The sequence below is a fragment of the Acinetobacter sp. UBA3106 genome, assembly GCA_002365595.1.
In the GTDB taxonomy this organism is placed as follows: domain Bacteria; phylum Pseudomonadota; class Gammaproteobacteria; order Pseudomonadales; family Moraxellaceae; genus Acinetobacter.
Window position 1 is genome coordinate 73,691 of sequence record DFAM01000016.1, and the last position, 14,106, is coordinate 87,796.

The following is a 14,106-nucleotide window of genomic DNA, read 5'->3' on the forward strand; positions in this document are numbered from 1 at the left end:
TTTTACAAGGCCTAAAAAAGCCCCTGTTATCAAACAAGGGCTTTTTGACTTAGAAATTAGAACTTAGTTCTTTTCTTTGTCTACGATTTTGTTCGCTTGAATCCAAGGCATCATCGCACGTAATTTGTTACCTGTTACTTCGATGCCGTGTGCAGCGTTTTGACGACGACGAGCAGTCATAGATGGGTAGTTCAACGCACCTTCTTGAATGAACATCTTCGCGTATTCACCAGATTGAATACGTTTAAGCGCATTACGCATTGCTTCACGAGACTGTTCGTTAATAACTTCAGTACCAGTTACATATTCGCCATATTCAGCGTTGTTAGATACTGAGTAGTTCATGTCCGCGATACCGCCTTCGAACATTAAGTCAACGATCAGTTTAAGCTCGTGTAGACATTCGAAGTAAGCCATTTCAGGGGCATAACCAGCTTCAACAAGAGTTTCGAAGCCCATTTTAACCAACTCAACAGCACCACCACAAAGAACTGCTTGCTCACCAAAAAGGTCAGTTTCAGTTTCTTCACGGAATGAAGTTTCGATGATACCTGTACGGCCGCCACCTACACCTGAAGCGTAAGAAAGAGCAACGTTACGCGCATTACCAGAAGCGTCTTGGTGAATCGCGATAAGGTCAGGGACACCTGAACCACGTTGGTATTCAGAACGTACTGTGTGACCAGGTGCTTTTGGCGCAACCATGATTACGTCTAAGTCAGCGCGTGGAACAACTTGGTTGTAAAGAATCGAAAAACCGTGAGCAAATGCTAAAGTTGCACCTTGCTTGATGTTTGGTTCGATTACGTCACGGTAAAGTTGAGATTGGAACTCATCTGGAGTCAAGATCATAACCACGTCAGCTTGCGCTACAGCAGCAGGAACTTCAGCAACTTTAAGACCAGCATTTTCAGCTTTCTTCCAAGAAGTAGAGTTAGCACGTAAACCTACAGTTACGTCAACGCCAGAGTCTTTAAGGTTAAGCGCATGCGCGTGACCTTGTGAACCATAACCAATGATCGCTACTTTTTTGCCTTGGATGATAGATAAGTCTGCGTCTTTATCGTAAAAAATTTGCATTGCTGTCTCCGCTTAAATGCTTATGTTTCCTTTTATCCAAGTCAATGATGTTATTGGTATTCATTAACCTGGATCCTCATCTTTATAATGAGTAGAATGTGTTAAAAATTAGATTGTTAAAACTTTTTCGCCACGTGCGATGCCTGACACACCAGAACGCACCACTTCAAGAATGGTATTTTCTGCAAGCGCATCGATGAAACCGTCGAGCTTTTCAGTGGTACCAGCAATTTGAATGGTATAAGTCGTTGGTGTCACATCCACGATTTGGGCACGGAAAATGTCAGCTGTACGCTTGATTTCGGCACGTGCTGATCCAAGTGATTTCACTTTAATCAACATCAATTCGCGCTCGATATGCGCACCTTCAGACAAATCCACCACTTTAACCACTTCAACCAGTTTATTCAGCTGTTTGGTGATTTGTTCAATTTTATGATCATCACCATACGTGGTCAGGGTCAAACGTGACATGGTTGGGTCTTCGGTTGGTGCAACGTTCAGAGTCTCAATGTTATAACCACGTTGAGAAAACAGACCCACCAAACGAGAAAGTGCACCCGCTTCGTTTTCTACGAGAACAGAGATGATATGTCTCATTGCGTGCGCTCCCCTTTTCCTAACCACATATCTTGCATCGATTGACCTGCAACCAACATTGGATATACATGTTCCGCACGGTCTACCATGACATTAATAAATACGCACTTATCATTGATTGCCATAGCTTCTTCAAGCTTGGATTCAAGCTCATCGGCATGATCAATCTGAATACCGACATGACCATAAGCTTCCATCAACTTGGCAAAGTCAGGCAATGATTCAACATAAGAACTTGAATGACGACCTTCGTAGTTCATATCCTGCCACTGTTTCACCATACCTAGGGCACGGTTATTCAAGCAAAGAATTTTCACATTTAAGCCATATTGCTTACAGGTAGATAATTCCTGGATACACATCTGAATCGATGCTTCACCGGTGATACAAACCACTTGCTGATCTGGATAAGCCAGTTTTGCAGCCATTGCATAAGGCAAACCTACGCCCATGGTGCCTAAACCGCCTGAGTTGATCCATTGACGTGGACGCACATAGGTATAGTACAGCGCACCAAACATCTGGTGTTGACCAACGTCAGAAGTAATAATGGCCTGACTATTGGTGATTTTGTCTAAGGCTGCGACTACTTGCTGTGGCTTCATTGTGCCATCAGTTGGTGCAACAACTTTTAAGCCGTGTGCTGAACGCCACTCATGAATTTGCTTCCACCATGCTGCAATATCTTCAGGATTTGGTTTAGAAACATTCATTTGTTTCAACTGTACCAACATCTCTTGAAGAACAGGCTCTACCGCACCCACAATTGGAATGTGCGCCATGATGGTTTTAGAAATGGTTGCCGGGTCAATATCAATATGAATAACCTTAGCATTTGGACAGAACTTAGCCGGATTATTGGTCACACGGTCATCAAAACGCGCACCGATACACAGGATCAAGTCTGCATTATGCATACTCATGTTGGCTTCATAGGTACCATGCATACCGAGCATCCCCAAAAATTGAGGATCATTACCCGGGAATGCGCCCAAGCCCATCAAGGTATTGGTCACTGGATAGCCCAATAAGTGTGCAAGTTCAGTCAATAATGCTGATGCATTACCCTGCACCACACCACCGCCCGTGTAAATCACTGGACGTTTAGCACTGATCAATTCGTCAATCGCTTTACGAATTTGGCCTGAGTGACCACGATGCGGTGGTTGATACGAACGCATCTTCACTTTTTCAGGATATTCGTAGGCAAATTTTTCTGCAGGATTAGTTGCATCTTTAGGAATATCGACAACTACAGGACCTGGACGACCTGAAGATGCAATATAGAATGCTTTCTTGATAATGCCCGGAATTTCGCTGGCGTGACGCACCTGGAAACTGTGTTTTACGATTGGACGGGAAATACCGACCATATCAGTTTCCTGGAATGCATCCTCACCGATGAGATGGCTTGCAACCTGACCAGACAAAATCACCATTGGGATTGAGTCCATATAAGCGGTTGCAATTGGCGTTACGGTATTGGTCGCACCCGGACCTGATGTGACGAGTACTACGCCAGTCTTACCTGTAACACGTGAATAAGCATCTGCCATATGACCAGCAGCTTGTTCATGACGTACAAGGTAATGATTGATTTTGTCTTGTTGAAAGAGCGCGTCGTAAATATGTAATACTGCGCCGCCTGGATATCCAAAAACATGTTCAACGCCTTCGTCCGCTAATGCGCGAACAAGCATTTCACCACCAGATAAAAGTTCCAACGTGATTCACCCTAATCTTTTTTCACGCACAAATGGAGGGCATTTGCGGTGATTAATTCATTCACTGTGTGCTCTGTTATAGCACACAAATTTCATAGTTTTCATAGCAATAAGAAAAAAATCTGACCTGTTTGCCGTTTAAGCAATATGAGGTCTAAAACATGTTGGGATAAACATATTTTGTTGGCTTTGTTCAGCTTCTCGGCTAGAGAAGAAGTCCATTGCTAAAATGCGCTTATTCGAAGGGTGATCGATCTAAGGCATATAAAACTAAAGCAGCATTTTTGTGGTTTCGAGTATTAAAGTCAAGTTTAAAAATTAGCTTTTTATGCATTATTTTTGAATTCTTCGCTTTTTATTCACTCATTTTGTATTTAGCTGTTCACACAATAATCGCAAATATTAAAAATATTATTTTATTTCAATTAAATAACAAATATTTTTCATAAAAAATAAATATAAAAATTATAATAAAAAAGAATGAATATTTATTTTATTGAAAAATGTTTTTATTAATAAAAAGCTATTTCCAATCCTTTGATTTTATATTTTGATATCTTTTTATGCTCAAATTAGCGATACAGCAACTGACATGGAAGAATTTTTCCTGATTAAATCATTCGTCAAATAATTTCACCCCCTTAATACAATTCACTTATCTGCATTTTAGGGCTGTTTATCTTTTTTTTCTGCAAAACACTCAAGATCATATAAAATATGCAAACATTCAGGAGCTCTATTTCTCCCGCACTTTATCCGACTGATTATGACAATAAAGGACTTCACTATTATGACATCATCTTTCATAAAAATTGGATGCATGGCTGCATGCTTGAGCTTCAGTCTAACTGCAACCACGAGTTTTGCTAAAGAATATTACAAATGGGTCGATTCCAAAGGATCTACGCATTACACCACCACGCCCCCGCCAAAATCGGCCAAGAAAAAAGGTAAAGTTGATACCTATGGCGTCAGTCACTCTGCAACGCCTAGCCAATCGACAGCTGAAAATAAGACAACCCTAGAACAGCCGACTCAAAACACCACTATAGTTTCAGGTGAAAAAGTTATTGTCTTACCAACGTCACCTGTATCACCAAAGCCTCAACTACAACCTGCACCGGATAATTCGGCCCCTGCTGCACGATGATCAATTTGACGATATAAACTCAACTGCTGATCTTTATCCCAAAACGTCGATATTTTTCTTATTTATCCAGAGCCGCAAAATTCACTTTTAGGTGCATTTTGCGCTATGCTGTGCAACAAACTTTTTAACCATTGTTCTTATACGTTTATGACTACTCACATTGACCCTGAATATCAAGCTAGTGCGATTGAACCAACGGTCCAACAAGACTGGGAAACTCGCAAAGCCTTTAAAGTTGCCGATACTGTAGAAGGTCCACGTCGTTATATCCTCTCGATGTTCCCTTACCCAAGTGGCAAACTGCATATGGGTCATGTGCGCAACTATACCATTGGTGACGTGATCAGCCGTTTTCACCGCTTAAAAGGTGAAACTGTATTGCAACCTATGGGTTGGGATGCGTTCGGTCTTCCTGCGGAGAATGCTGCGATTGCACATAAAGTTGCACCGGCAAAGTGGACTTTTGAAAACATTGATTACATGCGTAATCAATTAAAAAAATTAGGTCTTTCAGTTGATTGGGATCGTGAATTTGCGACCTGTACACCAGAGTATTATCACTGGGAACAATGGTTATTTGTTCAGCTTTATAAGAAAGGTTTGATTTATCGTAAACTTTCAACCGTGAACTGGGATCCTGTCGATCAGACTGTTCTGGCCAATGAACAGGTTGAAAATGGCCGCGGCTGGCGTTCAGGTGCATTGGTTGAAAAACGCGATATTCCAATGTACTACTTCCGCATTACTGATTATGCACAAGAATTATTAGACGACTTAGACACATTAAAAGACGGCTGGCCGCAGCAAGTGCTGACCATGCAGCGCAACTGGATTGGTCGTTCACAAGGGATGGAAATTACCTTCCCTTCAGCGAACCCTGACGTATATGCCGATGATTTAACTGTTTATACCACACGTGGTGACACCTTGATGGGTGCAACTTATGTGGCGGTTGCTGCTGAACATCCAATGGCGCTTAAGGCGGCTGAAACCACCCCAGAATTAGCTGCATTTATCGAAGAATGCCGTATGGGTTCTGTGGCAGAAGCGGATCTTGCCACTGCCGAGAAAAAAGGCATGGCAACAGGTCTTTCTGTTAAACATCCTGTGACTGGCGAAGAAGTTCCTGTCTGGATTGCCAACTATGTATTGATGTCATACGGTTCAGGTGCAGTAATGGCCGTACCTGCACATGACGAACGTGATTTCGAATTTGCCAATAAATATGGCTTAACCATCAAGCAAGTGATTGATGCCAAAGGTGCAGATGATGCAGACTTTGATTCAACCCAATGGCAGGAATGGTACGGTTCTAAAGAAGGTAAACTGGTTAATTCTGGCGAATTTGATGGTTTAAATTTCCAGAGTGCTTTTGATGCGTTTATCGCGAAATTAGAACCACAAAAACTGGCAAATACCAAAGTTCAGTTCCGTTTACGTGACTGGGGTGTTTCTCGTCAGCGTTACTGGGGTTGCCCAATCCCAATGATCAACTGTGAAACTTGTGGTCAGGTGCCTGTACCTGAAGAACAGCTTCCAGTGATTCTACCGACTGATGTGGTGCCAGATGGTTCTGGTAACCCATTGAACAAAATGCCGGAGTTTTATGAAACCAAGTGTCCTTGCTGTGGCGCAGACGCTCGTCGTGAAACTGATACATTGGATACCTTTGTAGAATCTTCTTGGTATTACGCTCGTTATGCATCTCCAGACTTTACCGGTGGCATGGTGAAACCTGAAGCGGGTCAAACCTGGCTTCCAGTGAATCAATACATCGGCGGTGTCGAGCACGCAATTCTGCATTTACTTTATGCACGCTTCTTCCACAAATTGATGCGTGATGAAGGCGTGGTACAAGGCAACGAGCCATTCACCAATCTTCTTACTCAAGGGATGGTTTTGGCTGATACCTTCTACCGTGAAGCGGAATCAGGCAAGAAAACCTGGTTTAACCCGGCGGATATCGAGCTTGAAAAAGACGAAAAAGGCCGCGTTCTTTCTGCGAAATACAAAGAAGATGGTCAAGAAGTTGTAGTTGGCGGTCAGGAAAAAATGTCGAAATCGAAAAACAACGGTATCGACCCGCAAGCTATTATTGATCAATACGGCGCAGATACTGCACGTGTATTCATGATGTTTGCTGCTCCGCCGGATCAATCTTTAGAATGGTCTGATGCCGGTGTTGAAGGTGCAAACCGTTTCTTAAAACGCGTATGGCGCTTGGCAACTGGTTTCCTTGAACAAGGCAATAATGCTGCAACCATTGATAAAGCAAATTTATCAAAAGATGCGCAAGATTTACGTCGTAAAACACATGAGACCATTCAGAAAGTGGGTGATGACATCGAACGTCGTCATGCATTCAACACTGCAATTGCAGCGATGATGGAACTTCTAAATGCCAACAACAAGTTTGAAGCGAAAGATGAAAACGATGTTGCTGTAGCACGCGAGTCAATCACGACGCTTCTTACATTGCTTGCACCGTTTGCACCGCACTTAAGCCAAACTTTATTAGCTGAGTTTGGTATCGAATTAACTACGGCTGCTTTCCCTGCGGTAGATGAATCAGCGCTGACTCGTAATACGCAAACGATTGTGGTTCAGGTCAACGGTAAACTTCGTGGCAAGCTTGAAGTGTCTGTAGATGCTTCTAAAGAAGACATTTTGGCGCAAGCTAAAGCCTTACCAGAAGTTCAACAATTCTTGACTGCTCCAACCAAGAAAGAAATTGTGGTTCCAAATAAGTTAGTGAATTTGGTGGTTTAATTTAATCCCCCTAAGTCTCCCTTTTATAAAGAGGGACTTCCCAATCTTAATTAAAAAAGAGATTCTCCTCCCTTTTTAAAGGGAGGTCGGGAGGGATTAAATCTCCCCTAACCCCTCTTTAATAAAGAGGGGAATTTAAGGATTACAACAATTCCCAAACAAAGCCCGTTGCCAGTCAACGGGCTTTGCACATACAATCACTACATAATTTTAGATCTTCCTTTTTTGCTTTGAAGAACAACACAGAGGACAACGCATGCATTTGGGCAAACGTTTAGCAGCAATTGTTTTAACTTGTGGTCTAAGTGCAAGCTTAGTCGGTTGCGGCTTCCATCTAAAAGGCACCAATCCGGCGACAGCTCCTGTGGCTTATTCTAAAATGAAATTGGTACTGCCAAATGATGCAGGACAATTGCATGAAAAACTTGCAATTTATTTAGGTGCAACAGGAATTCAACTGAGCGACAGTGCTGATGCCTATGTATTGCGTGTACTGAATTACACCCCACAACGCCATGAATTGAATGGCAAACTGGTCGAAACCCTGCTGCGCCTGACCGTGACTTTCCGTATTGAAGATGCACAAGGCAACCCGGTCACCGAACCGCGTACCATTACAGCTTCACGCAGCTATCAATATGATGTGGCTACAGTAAACACGGATGATCAGGAACAGAAGTATCTCAATCAAGTGATTGTTGATGATGTGGCACAGCAAATCGTACGTCAGATTTCATCTAACCGTTTGCCTAAAGTCGTGACCAAACCGGCCAGTTCAACCCTTCAACCTTAAATATAGAAAATAGAGCTATGAAACTTGACTATCCCCAAGCACTCAAACGTGTTGATGAAGCTCGCGGTGCCTGGATTATGTATGGTCAAGAGCCCTTGCTCGAACAAAATTTACTGGATGCTTTTCGTCAAAGTTGGCAAAAACAGGAAATTGAACGGCAGCGTTATGATATTAGCAATGTCAGTGACTGGAAAAATGTCTTTAATGCTTTAAATAGCCTATCCTTATTTTCTACTCAACTTGCTGTTGAAGTGCATGGCAATATCAAGCCGGATGCAAACGGCATCAAGCAACTAAAAAGCTATATCCAGCACAATGAGCAAAACCTGCTTTTGGTGGTGATGCCCAAACAGGACAGCAGCAGCTTGAAATCGAGCTTCTTTCAGGTGGTAGATGCCAACGGTGTCACCGTACCGCTTACGGCCAATTATCCGCAAGACCGGCAGCGCATTTTAAGCATTGAGGCTGACAAGCTTGGGATTAAACTTGCCAATGATGCCTGGGCTTGGCTTGAACAACATCATGAACATAACCTACTGGCAGCCAAAAACAGTTTAATGCGCGTCAGTGATACTTTTGCAGATGTGGATATCATCCAGATTGATCATTTGTATTCATGCTTACAGGACCAGTCGCGCTACACCACTTACGATTTAAATGATGCCCTGCTTGCAGGCAATCTGGCTCAGGCGATTAAAATTTTCCAATATCTGATTGTTTCAGGCGAGCCGATGAGTCTGATCTTATGGAGCATCAGTAAAGAAATGCGTTTGCTGATGCAACTGTTTGAACAGCCGCAAAATGCCTTGCAGCTCGGAATCTGGAAAAATAAGGTCAGCCAATATCAGCAGGCTTTGAGACGACTGAATCCAAACATTTTTCTGACTTGGCCTTCCCTGTTATTACGTATTGATGCGTCCATTAAAGGTTTGGGAAAAGAAAATCCTGAACATTTGATTATGCAAGCGATTGGCAGCATGTGTGGTCAAACTTTATTTGTAGAGTAATCTGCACAGCTTATTTTCACTTTTTTTGTCGCTTATTGTTAACCAGAAAATTCTTATTTTCGTTCTAAAATGGCGTAACTACAGTAAAATTCAATAATACAACTCCATCTCACAAAATAATAACAATTCTCATTTGTTAAAAAAATTCACGTTTTATCCTCATTTAACTTTTATAATCCTTTTTAATTTCCATAATTTATATGTTTAGCATGCCAAAAATTAAACCATCTAAAATTGTCGTCGCGGTGGTCTGCATACTTGCGATCGCCGTAACCGCCTGGTTTTTCTTAAAACCTAAAGAACAGCAACCTCAATACATTACCAGCGAAGTGAGCCGTGGTGATATTGAGGATTCTGTGCTTGCAACCGGTGTACTTGAGGCGACCAAAATGGTCAGCGTGGGCGCACAGGTGTCCGGTCAGGTGAAAAAAATGTATGTGAAATTGGGCGACCAGGTGAAACAAGGTCAACTGATTGCTCAAATTGATTCGATCCGTCAGGAAAATGACCTAAAAACGGCTGAAGCGAGTATTAAAAATCAACAAGCGCAACTCGCAGTCAAGCAAGCCAACCTAGCTAAAGTTCAAGCCGAATATCAACGCCAACAAGCGATGTATGCACAAGATGCAACCTCACGTGCTGAACTTGAGTCCGCATTGGCCAGCTATAAAACAGCCCAAGCTGATATTTTGGCAATTAATGCACAAATTGAACAATCCCGTTTAACCCTGGCAACGGCTAAAGAAGATTTGGGCTATACCCAGATTGTTGCGCCGATGGATGGTACGATTGTGGCGATTGTGACTGAGGAAGGCCAAACCGTAAACGCCAACCAAAGTGCACCGACTATTGTAAAACTGGCAAAACTTGACAACATGACCATCAAGGCGGAAATTTCTGAAGCCGACGTGATGAAAGTTGAAGAAGGTCAAACTGTATATTTCACTACCTTGGGCAATAGCGACAAAAAACATTATGCAAAACTGCGCCAAGTAGAACCTGCACCGAATTCAATTAATACTGAAACCAATAACAGTTCAACCTCATCTTCAAGTTCTGCGGTGTATTACAACGCCTTATTTGATGTACCCAATGAAGATGGCAAGCTACGTATTGATATGACTGCACAGGTTTATATCGTACTGAATGAAGCAAAAAATGTGTTAACCGTTCCTGCGGCGGCTTTACAAACTTCAAACCGTCCACAAGGCAAACGTAGTGAGCGTAATGTAGACAAAGCCAAGGAACAAAAGCCGGCTGCTACAGATCAGGCTAAAGCTGAACGACCAAAACGCCTGGAACTGTCTGCTGAAGAAAAATCCCTGATTGAACAAGGCAAAGCTTCCATGTCGATGGTTCGTGTAGTGCAGGCTGATGGCACTGCAAAACCGCAACCTGTGTTGGTTGGCTTGAACAACCGTGTCACTACTCAAGTGATTAAAGGCTTGAAACAAGGTGACAAAGTCGTGATTGCAGATGCTTCTGATACATCAAATGATTCTGCAAAACGTAGTAACCGTGCTGGCGGTGGTGCTGGTCCAATGAGAATGTAATGATGAGTCAAGATCAACAACCTTTGCTCAAGGTCACAGATCTGACTCGTGAATTCCCTGCCGGGGAAAGCACCATTCAGATTCTAAAGGGCATTAATTTAGAAATTTATCCCGGAGAACTGGTGGCCATTGTCGGGCAATCCGGTTCGGGGAAATCCACCCTGATGAATATCCTCGGTTGTCTAGATCAACCGACTGCGGGTAGCTATCAGGTTAAAGGGCGCGAAACACGCAAATTGGAACCGGATGAACTGGCACAACTGCGCCGTGAATATTTCGGTTTTATTTTCCAGCGCTATCATTTACTCGGTGATTTAACTGCGGCAGGGAATGTTGAAGTACCAGCGATTTATGCTGGAGTGGATGCCTCTGCGCGTCAGCAACGTTCAACCGAACTGCTGTCCAACCTAGGTTTAGCTGAAAAAACCCAGAACCGTCCCAGTCAGCTTTCCGGTGGTCAGCAGCAACGTGTTTCGATTGCACGTGCCCTGATGAATGGCGGCGATGTGATTCTGGCCGATGAACCGACCGGTGCACTGGATAAAAACAGTGGTATTGAAGTGATGCGTATTTTACGTGAACTAAATGCCAAAGGTCATACCATCATTTTGGTTACCCACGATCATAACGTTGCGAAAAATGCCTCGCGCATTATTGAAATCAGTGACGGGAATATTATTTCGGATAAACCGAATGTTCCTGAAACCGATGGCGAAGTACTGGAAAAGCAGCAGCTTGACCGTACCCCGCAAAAGAAAACACCTTCTTGGCGTTCGGCAGCCGACCGGCTAGGCGAAGCCTTCCGTATGGCACTGCTGGCCATGAATGCCCACCGCATGCGTACCTTTCTGACCATGCTCGGGATCATTATTGGTATTGCATCTGTTGTATCGGTAGTCGCTTTAGGGAATGGCTCACAGAAACAGATTCTGGAAAATATCAGCAGTCTGGGTACCAATACGATTACGGTTTATCAGGGTCGTGGATTTGGTGATAACTCCAAAACCGCCCAAGTCAAAACTCTGGTTCCTGCCGATGCGGAAGCCTTGGCTGAACAACCTTATGTCGATGGGGTCAGTCCTTCAGTCAATAGCAGCGTCACTGCCCGTTTTAAAGATACCGAAGCGTCTGCCACAGTGAATGGTGTCAGTGAAGACTTTTTCTACGTGAAAGGCATGACCTTCGAATCGGGGCAACCTTTTGACAAAGAAGGTGTCACTAAACGTGCCCAAGATGTGGTGATTGATGACAATACCAAAAAGACATTTTTTAGTGATGGCACCAATCCTGTCGGTCAAGTTATTTTGCTGGGCAGTGTACCGAGTCGTATTATTGGCGTGATTGAAGCGCAAAAATCGATGATGGGGAATTCAGACAGCCTGAATGTTTATCTGCCCTACTCCACTGTGATGAGCCGGATGTTAGGTCAGGCCAATGTACGTAGCATCATCGTGCGGATCAAAGATGAATACCCAAGTGCGGCAGCTGAAAATGCCATTTTGAACCTGTTGGTACAACGTCACGGCGCACAGGATGTATTCACCCAAAATGCAGACAGTATTCGTGAAACCATTCAACAAACCACTCAGACCATGACTCTACTGGTTTCTGCAATTGCGGTGATTTCCCTGATTGTCGGCGGTATTGGGGTCATGAACATCATGCTGGTTTCGGTGACCGAACGTACTCAGGAAATTGGCGTACGTATGGCGGTCGGTGCTCGTCAAAGTGACATCTTGCAGCAGTTCCTGATTGAAGCCGTGTTGGTGTGTATTTTAGGCGGAATTTTAGGTGTGCTTTTATCTTTAGGTATTGGGCAGCTGATTAGTCATTTTGCTGGCGGTACTTTCCAGATGGCATATTCAACCACATCGATTATTGCAGCCTTTGTCTGTTCCAGCATGATCGGAATTATCTTTGGTTTTATCCCGGCCCGTAATGCAGCACAGCTTAATCCTGTCGATGCACTTTCTCGCGAATAAGGATTTTTAGAATGCAAATGAATTTTACCAAACTTGTCGCTAGTCTTATTTTAACTGGATCACTGGTCGGTTGTGCTGCGGTGGTGAAAACCCCGTATGAGCAGCCTGCCGTAAATATTCCAGGCAATTTCCAGAACAGTAAAGCACTCAGCCAGCAGGTACATGCCGATGTCTACGCTGATCAATGGTGGACCCTGTTTGGCGATGCACAGCTGAATCAACTGGTTAATCAGGTGTTAGCGACTAATACCGATTTGGCAGTGGCTGGCATTAACTTGCAGCAGGCACGCTTACAAGCCGGTTTGGCTCAAAACAGGCAAGGTCCACGGGTCAGCTCCAGCGTTTCAGCAGGACATAGTATTGACCTGAATTCAGGTGATGATGCTTCACGCGGCTTGTCTTTAAGTGGCGGTGTGAGTTATGAACTCGATTTGTTCGGCAAACTGGCGCGTCAAACTGAAGCCAGTAAATGGGAAGCGCTAGCGACTGAACAGGACTTGCAAAGTACCGCACAAAGTCTGATAGCGACCACTGCCAACTTATACTGGCAATTGGGCTATCTGAATGAACGCTATCAGATAGCCCAACAAAACCTCGCCAGTACACAAAAAGTCTTTGAGCTGGTACGCACCCAATATCGTGCCGGGGCAGTTTCAGGTCTGGATCTCACCTCTGCAGAACAATCGGTTCAAAGCCAAAGAGCCAGTTTAAGTCAGATCGAACAGCAGCGTGTTGAAGCACGCACGGCTTTGGCCGTTTTACTTAATATGCCCGTCCAGCAACTGAACATTCAGGAACCTGCCCGTTTACCGCGGATTACCCTACCGACTGTATCGGCTGGCTTGCCGGCTGACTTGCTGTCGCGTCGTCCGGATTTACAAGCCTCCGAATTACGTTTACGTAAGGCTTTGGCAAGCAAAGATGCCACTAAGGCCAGCTATTATCCTTCCATTAGTCTGACCGGAAATTTAGGTTCTTCCAGCACATCGTTAACTAACCTGTTGCAGAACCCGGCTTTAACCTTGGGTGCGAATCTCAGCTTGCCGTTCCTGCAATACAACGATATGAAGAAAGATGTGGCGATTAGTAATCTGGATTATGAAAAATCGATTATGCAATATCGCCAGACCTTATATCAGGCTTTTGCTGATGTAGAAAATGCGCTATCTGCACGCACGGAATTAAACAAACAGGTGGCTTTGCAGGAACGGAATGTACAGCTGGCCGAGAAAACCGAGCGCTTAACTGAAGTGCGTTACCGCAACGGTGCCATCGCGCTGAAAAACCTGCTCGATGCCCAGGAAACCACACGTAATGCCCGACTTTCTTTGGTGCAGACCAGACAGAGTCAATACAATGCCTATGTAACCTTGATGCAAGCTTTAGGTGGCAGTCCCATCAAACAATTGCCTTAAGCCAAGCAATAAAAAAAGCCTCAACAGAGGCTT

General features: G+C 43.9%; 10 protein-coding genes. 7 read left to right on the forward strand and 3 right to left on the reverse strand.

Going from position 1 to position 14,106, the window contains the following annotated elements:
- Positions 1 to 63: 63 nt before the first annotated feature.
- The 3 genes from ilvC to B4C48_RS08320 form a co-directional block, all read right to left on the reverse strand.
- Positions 64 to 1,080 carry a ketol-acid reductoisomerase gene (ilvC, locus tag B4C48_RS08310; RefSeq protein ID WP_291355429.1) on the reverse strand — a complete coding sequence of 339 codons (1,017 nt, stop codon included), beginning with the start codon at positions 1,078 to 1,080 and terminating at the stop codon, positions 64 to 66.
- A 108-nt stretch (positions 1,081 to 1,188) separates the two neighbouring features.
- Positions 1,189 to 1,680, reverse strand: coding sequence for an acetolactate synthase small subunit (gene ilvN / locus B4C48_RS08315; protein WP_131287452.1), 492 nt, complete (start codon positions 1,678 to 1,680; stop codon positions 1,189 to 1,191).
- A complete protein-coding gene (locus tag B4C48_RS08320; RefSeq protein WP_291355433.1) occupies positions 1,677 to 3,404 on the reverse strand; it encodes an acetolactate synthase 3 large subunit in 1,728 nt (575 codons plus the stop codon). The genes ilvN and B4C48_RS08320 overlap by 4 nt, the downstream gene beginning before the upstream one ends.
- Before the next feature lie 832 nt (positions 3,405 to 4,236).
- Here B4C48_RS08320 and B4C48_RS08325 point away from each other — a divergent pair.
- The 7 genes from B4C48_RS08325 (at position 4,237) to B4C48_RS08355 (ending at position 14,073) form a co-directional block, all read left to right on the forward strand.
- Positions 4,237 to 4,554: a DUF4124 domain-containing protein gene (locus tag B4C48_RS08325; protein WP_409449787.1), complete on the forward strand. Its 318-nt coding sequence runs from the start codon at positions 4,237 to 4,239 to the stop codon at positions 4,552 to 4,554.
- A 147-nt stretch (positions 4,555 to 4,701) separates the two neighbouring features.
- The gene (gene leuS, locus B4C48_RS08330) at positions 4,702 to 7,323 is read left to right on the forward strand and encodes a leucine--tRNA ligase (RefSeq protein ID WP_291355437.1); all 2,622 of its coding nucleotides are present in this window, start codon (positions 4,702 to 4,704) and stop codon (positions 7,321 to 7,323) included.
- Between the two features lie 256 nt (positions 7,324 to 7,579).
- Complete coding sequence (gene lptE, locus B4C48_RS08335; RefSeq protein WP_291355439.1) at positions 7,580 to 8,116, forward strand: LPS assembly lipoprotein LptE; 537 nt, start codon at positions 7,580 to 7,582, stop codon at positions 8,114 to 8,116.
- 17 nt (positions 8,117 to 8,133) lie between these two features.
- Positions 8,134 to 9,123 (forward strand): DNA polymerase III subunit delta, encoded by a 990-nt coding sequence (gene holA / locus B4C48_RS08340; protein ID WP_291355441.1) that lies wholly within the window; start codon positions 8,134 to 8,136, stop codon positions 9,121 to 9,123.
- Positions 9,124 to 9,332: 209 nt separating this feature from the next.
- Positions 9,333 to 10,676 (forward strand): MacA family efflux pump subunit, encoded by a 1,344-nt coding sequence (locus B4C48_RS08345; RefSeq protein WP_291355443.1) that lies wholly within the window; start codon positions 9,333 to 9,335, stop codon positions 10,674 to 10,676.
- Positions 10,677 to 10,678: 2 nt separating this feature from the next.
- Positions 10,679 to 12,658, forward strand: coding sequence for a MacB family efflux pump subunit (locus B4C48_RS08350; RefSeq protein ID WP_291355885.1), 1,980 nt, complete (start codon positions 10,679 to 10,681; stop codon positions 12,656 to 12,658).
- Positions 12,659 to 12,669: 11 nt separating this feature from the next.
- Entirely contained in the window at positions 12,670 to 14,073 is a 1,404-nt protein-coding gene (locus tag B4C48_RS08355) for an efflux transporter outer membrane subunit (RefSeq protein ID WP_291355445.1), read from the forward strand.
- The last annotated feature ends 33 nt before the right edge of the window (positions 14,074 to 14,106 follow it).

Coding starts and splice junctions, on each gene's coding strand:
- holA (WP_291355441.1), top strand. CDS start 8,134: ATGAAACTTGACTATCCCCAAGCACTCAAACGTGTTGATGAAGCTCGC.
- leuS (WP_291355437.1), top strand. CDS start 4,702: ATGACTACTCACATTGACCCTGAATATCAAGCTAGTGCGATTGAACCA.
- B4C48_RS08350 (WP_291355885.1), top strand. CDS start 10,679: ATGAGTCAAGATCAACAACCTTTGCTCAAGGTCACAGATCTGACTCGT.
- ilvC (WP_291355429.1), bottom strand. CDS start 1,080: ATGCAAATTTTTTACGATAAAGACGCAGACTTATCTATCATCCAAGGC.
- B4C48_RS08355 (WP_291355445.1), top strand. CDS start 12,670: ATGCAAATGAATTTTACCAAACTTGTCGCTAGTCTTATTTTAACTGGA.
- ilvN (WP_131287452.1), bottom strand. CDS start 1,680: ATGAGACATATCATCTCTGTTCTCGTAGAAAACGAAGCGGGTGCACTT.
- B4C48_RS08345 (WP_291355443.1), top strand. CDS start 9,333: ATGCCAAAAATTAAACCATCTAAAATTGTCGTCGCGGTGGTCTGCATA.
- lptE (WP_291355439.1), top strand. CDS start 7,580: ATGCATTTGGGCAAACGTTTAGCAGCAATTGTTTTAACTTGTGGTCTA.